This is a genomic window from Pseudomonas sp. NUPR-001 (assembly GCF_052147955.1).
Classification (GTDB): domain Bacteria; phylum Pseudomonadota; class Gammaproteobacteria; order Pseudomonadales; family Pseudomonadaceae; genus Aquipseudomonas.
On sequence record NZ_CP197353.1, the window covers coordinates 1,851,899 to 1,864,007 of the forward strand.

General features: G+C 61.4%; 8 protein-coding genes and 1 pseudogene. 6 read left to right on the forward strand and 3 right to left on the reverse strand.

Annotated features, from left to right (window positions below):
- Positions 1 to 139: 139 nt before the first annotated feature.
- Positions 140 to 2,881 carry an aconitate hydratase AcnA gene (acnA, locus tag ACP6KB_RS08580; RefSeq protein WP_442113316.1) on the reverse strand — a complete coding sequence of 914 codons (2,742 nt, stop codon included), beginning with the start codon at positions 2,879 to 2,881 and terminating at the stop codon, positions 140 to 142.
- A 252-nt stretch (positions 2,882 to 3,133) separates the two neighbouring features.
- Here acnA and rlmM point away from each other — a divergent pair, with 252 nt between their 5' ends.
- The gene (gene rlmM / locus ACP6KB_RS08585; RefSeq protein ID WP_442113317.1) at positions 3,134 to 4,198 is read left to right on the forward strand and encodes a 23S rRNA (cytidine(2498)-2'-O)-methyltransferase RlmM; all 1,065 of its coding nucleotides are present in this window, start codon (positions 3,134 to 3,136) and stop codon (positions 4,196 to 4,198) included.
- Positions 4,199 to 4,245: 47 nt separating this feature from the next.
- The gene (gene tusA, locus ACP6KB_RS08590; protein ID WP_330080494.1) at positions 4,246 to 4,488 is read left to right on the forward strand and encodes a sulfurtransferase TusA; all 243 of its coding nucleotides are present in this window, start codon (positions 4,246 to 4,248) and stop codon (positions 4,486 to 4,488) included.
- On the opposite strand, the gene ACP6KB_RS08595 is transcribed toward tusA, so the two are convergent.
- Positions 4,485 to 5,882: an MATE family efflux transporter gene (locus ACP6KB_RS08595; protein ID WP_442113318.1), complete on the reverse strand. Its 1,398-nt coding sequence runs from the start codon at positions 5,880 to 5,882 to the stop codon at positions 4,485 to 4,487. The two genes, tusA and ACP6KB_RS08595, sit on opposite strands and share 4 nt — an antisense overlap.
- Positions 5,883 to 6,039: 157 nt before the next feature.
- On the opposite strand from ACP6KB_RS08595, the gene pdxB reads away from it, so the two are divergent.
- A complete protein-coding gene (gene pdxB, locus ACP6KB_RS08600) occupies positions 6,040 to 7,182 on the forward strand; it encodes a 4-phosphoerythronate dehydrogenase PdxB (RefSeq protein WP_442113319.1) in 1,143 nt (380 codons plus the stop codon).
- 536 nt (positions 7,183 to 7,718) lie between these two features.
- On the opposite strand, the gene ACP6KB_RS08605 is transcribed toward pdxB, so the two are convergent.
- Positions 7,719 to 7,892: a PA1571 family protein gene (locus ACP6KB_RS08605; protein ID WP_442113320.1), complete on the reverse strand. Its 174-nt coding sequence runs from the start codon at positions 7,890 to 7,892 to the stop codon at positions 7,719 to 7,721.
- 283 nt (positions 7,893 to 8,175) lie between these two features.
- Between ACP6KB_RS08605 and ACP6KB_RS08610 the strand changes: the two genes are divergently transcribed.
- From ACP6KB_RS08610 to ACP6KB_RS08620, 3 genes and pseudogenes are all read left to right on the forward strand, one after another.
- On the forward strand, positions 8,176 to 9,948 hold the full coding sequence (locus ACP6KB_RS08610) for an ABC transporter transmembrane domain-containing protein (protein WP_442113321.1): 1,773 nt from the start codon (positions 8,176 to 8,178) through the stop codon (positions 9,946 to 9,948).
- A 783-nt stretch (positions 9,949 to 10,731) separates the two neighbouring features.
- Positions 10,732 to 10,842, forward strand: a pseudogene (locus ACP6KB_RS08615) (hypothetical protein); the annotation flags it as partial.
- A gap of 228 nt (positions 10,843 to 11,070) precedes the next feature.
- Positions 11,071 to 11,775, forward strand: a complete 705-nt coding sequence (locus ACP6KB_RS08620) for a methyl-accepting chemotaxis protein (RefSeq protein ID WP_442114278.1) — start codon at positions 11,071 to 11,073, stop codon at positions 11,773 to 11,775.
- Positions 11,776 to 12,109 lie beyond the last annotated feature (334 nt).

The window sequence follows — 12,109 nt, forward strand, 5'->3', positions numbered from 1 at the left end:
TGTGATGCGCGCAAACTTCAGCGATTTCGCTGCATTCTTTCATATTTTTGACACAAAAGTCGGCGAGTGACCGCTCAGTCTAATGGCGCTTTCACCCTGTAACCGTGGAAGGCCCGGCCGTTGCGGCCGGGCCGCGATTTCACGCTGCGATCAATTGCCGCAGCACGTAGTGCAAGATCCCGCCGGCCTTGAAGTACTCCACTTCATTGAGGGTGTCGATACGGCACAACACCTCGAACTGTTCCTGACGCCCATCCTGGCGGGTGATGTTCAGGCTGAGGTTCATGTGGGGCTGAATCTTGGCATGGCTCAAGCCGAGGATATCGATGCGCTCGCTGCCATCGAGGGCCAGGGTCTTGCGGGATTGGCCTGCGATGAACTGCAAGGGCAGCACACCCATGCCAACCAGGTTGGAGCGGTGAATACGCTCGAAGCTTTCCGCCAGCACCGCTTTGATCCCCAGCAAATTGGTACCTTTGGCCGCCCAGTCGCGGCTTGAGCCGGTGCCATATTCCTGACCGGCAATCACGATCAGCGGCGTACGTTCGGCCTGGTAGCGCATGGCCGCATCGTAGATCGCCATTTTCTCGCCGCTCGGCACGTGGAGTGTATTGCCGCCTTCTTCGCCGCCCAGCATCTCATTGCGGATGCGAATGTTGGCGAACGTGCCGCGCATCATCACTTCATGGTTGCCACGGCGTGAGCCGTAAGAGTTGAAGTCGCGCGGTTCCACGCCTTTGTCACGCAGGTAACGTCCGGCCGGGCTGTCGGCCTTGATATTGCCGGCAGGGGAGATGTGGTCGGTAGTCACCGAGTCACCGAGCAGGGCCAGGACCCGGGCGCCAGGAATGTCTTTGATCACTGGCAACGGCCCGGTGATGTCGTCGAAGAACGGCGGGTGCTGGATGTAGGTGGAGTCGTCCTGCCAGACGTAGGTGGCTGCCTGTGGCACTTCAATCGCTTGCCATTGAGCGTCGCCGGCGAACACTTCAGCGTATTCCTTGTGGAACATCGCCGTGTCGACGCGGGAAACCGCTGCGGCGATTTCCTGCTGGCTTGGCCAGATGTCACGCAGGTACACCGGCTGGCCATCGGAGCCGATACCCAGCGCTTCGCTGCTCAAGTCCAGGCGCACGCTGCCGGCCAGGGCATAGGCGACCACCAGTGGTGGCGAGGCCAGCCAGTTGGTTTTCACCAGCGGGTGCACCCGGCCTTCGAAGTTGCGGTTGCCCGACAGTACCGAAGCGACGGTCAGGTCAGCAGCAGTAATGGCTTTCTCGATCGCATCGTCCAGCGGTCCGGAGTTGCCAATGCAGGTGGTGCAGCCATAGCCGACCAGATCAAAGCCCAGTTCATCCAGGTAGGGTGTGAGGCCGGCGGCCTTGTAGTAGTCGGTGACGACTTTCGAACCAGGGGCCAGTGAACTCTTGACCCAGGGCTTGCGCTTGAGACCTTTCTCGACCGCCTTTTTCGCCACCAGGCCCGCCGCCATCATCACGCTGGGGTTGGAGGTGTTGGTGCAGGAGGTGATGGCGGCAATGACCACAGCACCGTCGCGCAGTACGTGGCTTTGGCCGCCATGCTCATAGCTGGCTTCACCGGCCTGATCGGCATTGCCCACGGCGACACCGCCGCCGCCTTCACTTTCCAGGCGGCCCACATCTTTGCTCGAGGCGCGCAGCTGCAAGCCGAGAAAGCTGTCAAAGGCCTGGCTGACCTGCGATAGCGCGACGCGGTCCTGAGGGCGTTTGGGGCCGGCCAGGCTGGCTTCAACTTCGTGCATGTCCAGGGCCAGGTTGTCGGTGAACAGTGGCTCCTGGCCGGGCAGGCGCCACAGGCCCTGTTCCTTGCAGTACGCTTCAACCAGTTGCACCGTTTGTTCAGGGCGCCCCGACAGGCGTAGGTAATCTAAAGTGACCTGGTCGACCGGGAAAAACCCGCAGGTGGCGCCGTACTCGGGGGCCATGTTGGCGATTGTGGCGCGGTCAGCCAGCGGCAGGTCCGCCAGGCCATCGCCGTAGAATTCGACGAATTTGCCCACGACACCTTTCTTGCGCAGCATCTGGGTGACGGTCAGCACCAGGTCGGTGGCGGTGATGCCTTCGCGCAATTTTCCGGTCAGCTTGAAGCCGATCACTTCCGGGATCAGCATCGACACCGGTTGGCCGAGCATGGCCGCTTCCGCTTCGATACCGCCGACCCCCCAACCCAGCACACCCAGGCCGTTGATCATGGTGGTGTGCGAGTCCGTGCCGACCAGGGTGTCGGGGAATGCGTAAGTACGGCCGTTTTCTTCTCGGGTCCACACCGTGCGTCCCAGGTACTCCAAGTTAACCTGGTGGCAAATACCGGTACCTGGCGGCACTACGCTGAAATTATCGAAGGCATTCTGGCCCCAGCGCAGGAACGCATAGCGCTCACCGTTTCGCTGCATTTCGATATCGACGTTCTCGGCGAACGCCTGCTGGCTGGCATAGCGGTCGACCATCACCGAGTGGTCGATGACCAGGTCCACCGGCGACAGCGGGTTGATCCGTTGCGGGTCGCCACCGGCCCTGGCCATGGCCGCGCGCATGGCGGCCAGGTCGACCACCGCCGGAACACCGGTAAAGTCTTGCATCAGCACCCGTGCCGGGCGGTACTGGATTTCGCGGTCTGAGCGGCGCTCTTTGAGCCAGTCGGCGAGGGCGCCGAGGTCGGCGCGGGTGACGGTTTTGTTGTCCTCCCAGCGCAACAGGTTTTCCAGTAGCACCTTCAGCGACATCGGCAGGCGCTGCAAGTCGCCCAGCTGTTTAGCGGCTTCAGTCAGGCTGAAGTAGTGGTAGGGGCGGTCAGCGACCGTGAGCGTCTTGAGGGTTTTCAGGCTATCGAGCGAGGGCATTACCAACTCCTTCTGCGCCGGTGCTCGGCAATCTTCCTTGCTGTCGCCGATGCACCGCCTCTGTGGGGTCCGCACGGCACGGACCTGGCTGAACGGTCAGGTTAGCCCCGTTTGGCGCACCTGACCAAGTACTGGACCGGCGGGGCATGTCACAGGTTCCGATCTTCCTTTATCATTCGCGCATTTGCCGGCGCAGTGCATTGCGCCCGGTCAGGGTTGGGGCGATTGGCCGCCAACCGTCCTGGAGTGAAAATGAATACCCTGTTTATGCATTGCCGGCCCGGCTTCGAGAGTGAAGTCTGTGCCGAAATCGCCGAGCACGCCGCACGCCTGGACGTTGCCGGTTACGCCAAGGCCAAGCCGCAAACGGCCTGTGCCGAATTCATCTGCAACGATGATGAAGGCGCTGAGCGTCTGATGCGCGAACTGCGCTTTGCGCAACTGATTTTCCCCCGTCAGTGGGCGCGTGGCAGTTTTGTCGAGTTGCCGGAAACCGATCGTATCAGCGTGCTGCTCGACGCACTGGCGCAGTACCCACAGTGCGGCAGCCTGTGGCTGGAGGTGATGGACACCAACGACGGTAAGGAGCTTTCGACGTTTTGCCGCAAGTTCGAGGTACCACTGCGCAAGGCCCTGAGCAAGGCTGGACGTTTGCTTGAAGACCCGAGCAAGCCGCGCTTGCTGTTGACCTTTGTCAGCGGTCGGCGGGTGTTTGTCGGTGTCGCTAGTGCCGACAATTCGGCGATGTGGCCGATGGGTATCCCACGCCTGAAGTTTCCGCGTGAAGCACCAAGCCGCTCGACCCTCAAGCTGGAAGAGGCCTGGCATCATTTCATTCCCAAAGATCAATGGGATGCGCGGCTGTCTGACGACATGACCGGTGTCGACCTGGGTGCAGCACCGGGTGGCTGGACCTATCAACTGGTGCAACGCGGTATGCTGGTGACTGCCATCGACAATGGGCCTATGGCTGAGAGCCTGATGGATACCGGTCTGGTTCAGCACTTGATGGCCGATGGCTTTACCTACAAGCCCAAGCAGACCGTGGACTGGATGGTCTGCGATATTGTCGAAAAGCCGGCGCGCAGTGCTGCGTTGCTGGAGACCTGGTTGGGTGAAGGTTTGTGCCGGGAGGCGGTGGTCAATCTCAAACTGCCGATGAAGCAGCGGTATGCCGAAGTGCGGCGTTTGCTCGATCGCATTGAAGAAGGCTTCAAGGCTCGCAAGGTCAAGGTTTCGATTGGCTGCAAGCAGCTGTATCACGACCGTGAAGAAGTGACCTGCCACTTGCGCCGTCTGGACTTGAAACCACGCTGACTGGCATTCGCGGGGCAAGCCCGCACCTACTGTTTCCGGAGTTATAGATGACCGATTTCACCCCAGATGCCGTGCTCGACGCCACCGGCTTGAACTGCCCCGAGCCTGTGATGATGCTGCACCAGCACGTGCGCGATCTGGCCGCCGGTGGCCTGCTCAAGGTGATTGCCACCGATCCCTCGACACGCCGCGATATCCCCAAGTTCTGCGTGTTCCTTGGCCATGAGCTGGTCCAGCAACAGGAAGAGGCGGGCACTTACCTGTACTGGATCCGCAAGAAACTCGATTAAGGCCTCTGCGCGCGGCGAATATGCTTGGCACTGCTACGTGCCAGGCGAATCGACAACATCAGCGCCGCGCAGGTCAGGCCAGCGATCAGCCCTTCCCACAAGCCGTTAGGGCCGCTGGCCGGGCCGAAGTAGTCGGTCAGGCCCAGCACATACCCCACCGGCAGGCCGATGCCCCAGTAAGCGAACAGGGTCAGGATCATGGTCACCCGGGTATCCTGATAGCCTCGCAGCGCACCGGCGGCGATTACCTGAATGGCGTCGGAGAACTGGTAGAGCGCGGCATACACAATCAGCATCGCGGCGATCTGGATAACCGCGGTGTCCGGGGTGTAGATCGACGCGATCGGTTCGCGCATCAGCAGGATCAAAGCGGCCGAGAAGCAGGCAAATACCAGCGCCGCCGCCAGTCCCACCAACGCCGCAAAGCGCGCCTGATACGGTTCGCCCGCGCCAATCGCCTGGCCCACGCGTACGGTCACTGCCATGCCCAGCGAGTAGGGAATCATGAACAGCAGTGAGCTGATGTTCAGGGCGATCTGATGGCCGGCCACCACGGTCGGGCCGAGGCTGCCGATCAGCAAGGCGATCACCGCAAAAATGCTCGATTCGGCGAATACCGCGATGCCGATGGGCAGGCCAACGCCGATCAAGCGCTTGATCACCGCCCATTGCGGGCGCTCAAAACGCACCAGCACGCGGCTGTTCTGGTAGGCGGGCGCCCAGCGGCTCCACGCGGCCATGCTCAGGGCCATGAACCACATGACGATGCCGCTGGCCCAGCCGCAACCAACACCACCCAGCGCCGGGAAGCCGAGGTGGCCATAGATCAGTATGTAGTTCAGTGGGATGTTCAGCAGCAGCCCCAGGCAGCCAATGACCATGCTCGGGCGGGTAAGGCCCAGGCCATCGCTGTAGCAGCGCAGTACGTAATAGAGCGCCATGCCGGGGAAGCCGAAGGCGATGCCTTGCAGGTAGCCCATGCTCGGCTCGATCAACTGCGGATCAACCTTCATGACCTGCAACACGGGTTCGGCACCGAGCAGCAGCGCACTGGCAATCAGGCTGACGGCGACCGCCAGCCATAGTGCCTGGCGCACCAGCGGACCGATTTCGCTGTGTTGGCCGGCGCCGAAGCGTTGTGCCACCTTGGGAGTGGTGGCGAGCAGGATGCCGGTCATCAGCAGGAACACCGGAATCCAGATCGAGTTACCCAGTGCCACTGCCGCCAGGTCGCGTGGGCTGACGCGTCCGGCCATGACCGCATCGACAAAACCCATGGCGGTGGTGGCCAACTGGGCAATGATGATCGGCGTGGCCAGCATCATCAGGCTGCGCAGCTCAGCGCGTATGCGCGGACGGCGGGAAATGGGCGGGGTGTGAGGGGTGGTGGTCATGGCAGTCACGAGGCAGGCGTCCACAAAAATAGTGCACAAAGCCGCTTAGTCTACACTTTTTGACGCATCGGTCAGGAAGCTTGGCCGGCATCTGTGCATTCGGCTGGATAAGCGCCCTGGCAAAGGCCTACACTGCGCACCCCGATAGGAGAGCGCCATGCTGATTGTTGCCGACGAGAATATTCCGCTGCTCGATGCTTTCTTTGCTGGCTTCGGTGAAATCCGCCGCTATCCAGGGCGTGCCATCGATGCCGCCTGTGTGAAAGATGCCGACGTCCTCTTGGTGCGCTCGGTGACGCGTGTCGATCAGGCGCTGCTCGAAGGTAGCAAGGTCCGTTTCGTTGGCACCTGCACCATTGGTACCGACCATCTGGCGCTGGATTACTTCGCCCAGGCAGGCATTCAGTGGTCCAGCGCGCCAGGTTGCAATGCCCGTGGCGTGGTCGACTATGTGCTGGGCAGTGTACTGACCCTGGCCGAGCTCGATGGCGCTGATTTGTCTGCGCGTACCTACGGCGTGGTCGGTGCCGGAGAGGTGGGCGGGCGCCTGGTCGAGGTGCTGCGTGGGCTTGGTTGGAAGGTGTTGGTCTGTGACCCGCCGCGTCAGGCGCGCGAGGGCGGCGAGTATGTCGGCCTGGAGACCGTGCTGGCTGAGTGCGATGTGATCAGCCTGCATACCCCCCTGACGCGTAGCGGTGAGCACGCCACTTGGCATCTGCTAGATGGTGAGCGCCTGGCGTTGTTGCGTCAGGGTGCCTGGTTGATCAATGCCAGCCGCGGCCCGGTGATCGACAATGCGGCGCTGCGCGAACTGCTGCTGGCACGTGAAGATGTTCTGGCAGTGCTGGACGTCTGGGAAGGCGAACCACAGGTGGATCTGGAGCTGGCAGACCTGTGCGTGCTGGCCACGCCACACATCGCTGGCTACAGCCTGGACGGCAAGCAGCGCGGTACCGCGCAGATCTATCAGGCTTTCTGTGCCTGGCGTGGTGAGCCGGCGTCGGTATTGCTGGAAGACCTGTTGCCCCAGCCGTGGCTGGCCGAAGTTGGCCTGCAGGCGGAAACCGATCCGGCCTGGGCGTTGGCCACGCTGTGCCGCGCGGTATATGACCCACGCCGTGACGACGCTGATTTTCGCCGCAGCCTGAGCAGTGATGTGCTTGAGCAGAAGGCAGCCTTTGACGCCTTGCGCAAACATTACCCACCGCGTCGCGAGATCGAGGGCCTGCGGGTGCGGCTGCACGGTGATGCGCCACACCTGGCGCAGATGGTTCATGCCTTGGGTGGTGTGCTGCTGTAAACGGGGGGAGCCTCAGGCAATAAAAAGGCTCTTCACGGATTGTCGGGGAAGGGTTGGCTTTGGCTTTGAGGGCTGTGGGCTTATCCATTTGATGGGGTGGCCCCTGCATTCGGCCCTGCCGGTGGGAGATACCGTCTTGCACCACCTGTGGGAGCGGGCTTGCCCCGCGATCGCGGTGTAGCTGTCACACCGCCTCGCGGGGCAAGCCCGCTCCTACCGGGTCAAGCCGTACAGGCACCTCTGCGATGGGTCAGGCGACACAGTTTGCGACTTCAGAAGGCTGAGTGGAGGTATTGCGTAGTGAGGTGACGGGCAGGAGCCCGTCAAGCGCTTCGGGCCATGGATGGCTCGTTAGCGCGGTCCTCGCGGGAGCAATGCCGCTGTAAAGGCGGAAGGGGCCAGCCCAGCCACCCCATCAAATGGATAAGCCCACAGCCCTCAAAGCCAAAGCCAAAGCCAAAGCCAATCCTGCCCCGGAAATCCATGAGGAACCAATAAAAACCCGGCGCTGGTGCCGGGTTGAAAATTCGCGCGGTTCAGTCTTTCTTGGCGGGGTCTTTGCGGCTCTGCTCCAGCTTTTCGCAGGCTTGCTGGATCATCTCTTCGGTGATGGTGATCTCTTTGCCATTCTGATCAATGACCGAGCCGCCGACCGGCGCTTGCGGGTTGGGCGTGGTTTTCGGCTGGGTGCTGCTTTGTTGCAAGCTCATTTCCTGTCTCCTCATCAGGTTGCAAGCTCAGACTAGAATCGCCCGGTGACCGAACTATGACAGCGCCGTCGGTACTTCCCGTACGATTTGTCCCAGTCCAACAGAAAGCTAGGTAAACCTCCAGTGGTACTTTAGATCGAAACGGTCTAGTGGTGGATGAACTCGACCTTAAAGCTGACTGGGGTCAGTTTTTATACGGATGACTTGTATTACTCAGGGTTCCTTGGCGTAGGACGAGCGGTACGGTGTAGGCTGGGCAAAACAGCTGACCGTCGGACTTTCCATGCTCAACCGCTTCTCCCCCCGCCAGCGTCAGGCGCTGAGCCTGGCTTGGCGCTTCATTCGGCCGTATCGCCAACAGGTGCTGCTGGCGTTGCTGGCGTTAGTGGTCACGGCGGGTATCACCTTGTCCATGGGGCAGGGTATCCGGTTGTTGGTCGACCAGGGCTTCATGACCCGTTCCCCGCATTTGCTCAACCAAACCATCGGCTTGTTCCTGTTGTTGGTATTGGCCCTGGCGATCGGCACTTTCAGCCGCTTTTACCTGGTGTCGTGGATTGGTGAGCGTTGTGTGGCCGATATCCGCCAGCAGGTATTCGATCACCTGATCTACCTGCACCCTGGCTTTTTCGAGCGCAATCGCAGCTCGGAAATCCAGTCGCGGCTCACCGCTGACACCACCTTGTTGCAATCGGTGATCGGCTCATCGCTGTCGTTGTTCCTGCGCAATGCCCTGATGGTGCTGGGCGGTATCGTGCTGCTGTTCATCACTAACCCCAAGCTCACCAGCATTGTGGTGCTGGCCCTGCCGTTGGTGCTGGCACCGATCCTGATTTTCGGTCGGCGGGTGCGCAGCTTGTCGCGCCAGAGCCAGGATCGGGTCGCCGATGTCGGTAGTTATGTGGCGGAAACCCTGGGGCAGATCAAAACGGTGCAGGCCTACAACCACCAGGCGAGCGATCAGCAACGCTTTGGCCGTACGGTGGAGGCGGCCTTTGCGGTTGCACGCAAGCGCATCATGCAGCGCGCCTGGCTGATCACCCTGGTGATCGTGCTGGTGCTCGGGGCGGTGGGGGTGATGCTCTGGGTCGGTGGCATGGATGTGATTGCCGGGCGGATATCTGCCGGTGAGCTGGCGGCCTTTGTGTTCTATAGCCTGATCGTGGGCAGCGCCTTTGGCACCCTCAGTGAGGTGATTGGCGAGTTGCAGCGCGCTGCCGGTGCGGCAGAGCGGATTGCTGAACTGCTGGCTGCGCGCAGTGAAATCACCGCGCCGACGGTGGGGCTGGAGCATTCGCTGCCGCGGGCCAGTGGTCGGCTTGAGCTGCGCGAGGTGCGTTTCGCCTATCCATCAAGGCCGGAGCCGGCGGCGATCGATGGCTTGAGTCTGAAGGTCGAGCCGGGTGAAACACTGGCTTTGGTAGGGCCTTCCGGAGCTGGCAAGTCGACCTTGTTCGACCTGTTGCTGCGCTTCTATGACCCGCAGCAAGGTCAGATCCTGCTTGATGGGCAAGACCTGAGCCGGCTCGACCCGCAGGACCTGCGTCGTCACTTTGCCTTGGTTGCACAGAACCCGGCGCTGTTCTTTGGCACCGTCGAGGAGAACATCCGTTATGGCCGCGCCGATGCCAGCATGGCGCAGGTTGAAGCGGCCGCCCGCAGTGCTCATGCCCATGAATTCATTTTGCAACTGCCCCAGGGCTATCAAACTCACCTGGGCGATGCCGGACTGGGGTTGTCTGGTGGTCAACGCCAGCGCCTGGCCATCGCCCGGGCTTTGTTGGTGGACGCGCCGATCTTGCTGCTGGACGAAGCCACCAGTGCCCTCGATGCCCAGAGCGAACACCTGATCCAGCAGGCCTTGCCGACGTTGATGAGCGGACGCACGACCCTGGTCATCGCCCACCGCCTGGCCACGGTGCAGCATGCCGATCGCATTGCGGTGATCGATCAGGGCCGCCTGGTGGCCATTGGCACGCACCGTCAGCTGATCGCGGAGAGCCCGCTGTACGCACGGCTGGCAGCCCTGCAATTCAACAACGTTACGGAAATGTGACAGGGTTCCGTAGGCTGTCACATTTCTGTAGCAAAGCCTTGAGACTATCTGTGTCAGCTGTTGCGTAATGCTCGAACTTGGCTGCTATCGAACGATGGCAGCTTTTTTTTCGCCTGCGCCAGTTGCCAGCGAACAAGGACAGGGACGTCTTTGCCTGGTCGATACCCGGCGGTATCGCTCTCCTTTATCCTTGTTCCGAGACTCCTTCCGATGTTGCGTAAATCCCTCAGAGTGCAAATTCTCGCGTTACTCGGTGGCAGCCTGTTGGCGATACTGATGATCGCGCTGGTCTGCTTTCAATTGTTGTCGTCCAGCGTGCACGGTTACGGGCAATTGATCGACGGGCCGGTGCGCGCTTCGCAGTTGATTGATGAGGCCAACCTGCAGTTCAAGGTGCAGGTGCAGGAGTGGAAGAACGTACTGCTGCGCGGTAAGCAGCCGGCAGAGCTGGACAAGTACTGGCAGCAATTTCTGGCGCGTGAACAGCAGGTGCAAGACCTGCTCGATCAGTTGATTCAGGGCAGCGATACAACCCTCAAGGCGCGCGCCGAGCAACTCAAGGAAAGCCATAGGCAGTTGGGCCAGGCCTATGAGCGAGGACGTCAGGCGTTCCTTGCAGCTGGTGCTGACCCAGCCGTGGGTGATCAGGCGGTCAAAGGCGTCGATCGTGCTGCCAGCGAGCAGATGAGTGAGCTGGTCAACCAGTTGCGCAGCGATGCCCAGGCGCGTGCGCAGTCCATCAATGAGTCCGCGCAGCGCATTGTCTGGCTGGGACTGTTGGTGATGTTTGGCTCGGCCTTGCTGGTGGGCCTGTTCAGCCTTTGGTTGGTCAATCGCAACCTGATCCAGCCGATCCGCGGCTTGATCGAATATGTCGCGCAGTTGAGTCAGGGGCGCTTCGAGGCGCGGGTCACCAGTGACCGTCATGACGAACTGGGGCGTCTGGCCGTGGCGGCCAATACCTTGCGCGACTTTCTTGCCGACACCATTGCTCGCTTGCAGAACAATGCCGGTGAGCTGGAGAGCGCCAGTGGTGAGTTGCGCAACATTGCCGGCAGCATGGCGCGCGGTACCGATGACCAGTTTCAACGGACTGATCAGGTGGCCACGGCGATGCATGAAATGTCTGCCGCGGCCCAGGAGGTCGCACGCCATGCCGCCGAAGCCGCTCGCGCCGCGGATGACGCCGACCACAGTGCGCAAGCGGGCGAGCAGGTGATGCAAGACACCATCCGCATCATCGCCTCGGTCAATCAGGAGATTGCCGGTACCGCGGCGGTTATTCGCCACCTGGAAGCTGACAGCGCGAGGATTGGCAAGGTGCTGGAGGTGATTCGCGGGATTGCCGAGCAGACGAACCTGTTGGCCCTTAATGCCGCCATCGAAGCGGCACGGGCAGGCGAGGCGGGGCGTGGCTTTGCCGTGGTTGCCGATGAAGTGCGCAGCCTGGCGCAGCGCACGGCTGCCTCGATTGCCGAAATCAATCAGATCATCAGCGCGGTGCAATCCGGTGCGCTTGAGGCGGTCAAGGCCATCGACAGTGGTCAGCAGCGCAGCGAGGAGGGCGCCGAGCAGGTACAGCAAGCCGGGCAGATGCTGCAGCGCATTACCCTGGCGGTTGAAGCGATTCGCGACATGAACCGTCAGATCGCCACCGCTGCCGAAGAGCAGACCAGCGTGGCCGAAGACATTTCCCGCAACCTGGTGGAAATCACCCGGATTGCCACGGCCAATCAGCAGGCGGTGCAGCACACCGAGCAGGCCGGGCACCGGCTGCATGGGCTGTCGGGGCAGCTGGGCGAAGTCACTTCGCGCCTAAGTGCTTGAGTTGAGGGGGATTTCCGCCACTTGGAAGGCCGATTAGCGGCTGCTGTGGCGGAATCTCGCCAGAAAAACCGCTAAAGATGGGGTGCGACGACACGTCCTAGCTATTAGCCGTTGGTCTTGTAAAAGTTGGCCTGATTTGTGCTTAAAGGCGGTCAGGCCCAGGCCATGCAAGCACCCGACGGCAAGCTTCAGTCGCTATCGTCAGGGTGACGACCGTTCCCGATCCATCGAACAACCCCAGCCGCCAACCATTGCCCACGCGTCCAGTGCGCTTGCCTGAGCGTCGAGCACCGCTAAGCTTTGGTATGCGCGAGCAACAACAAGAAACAGGGCG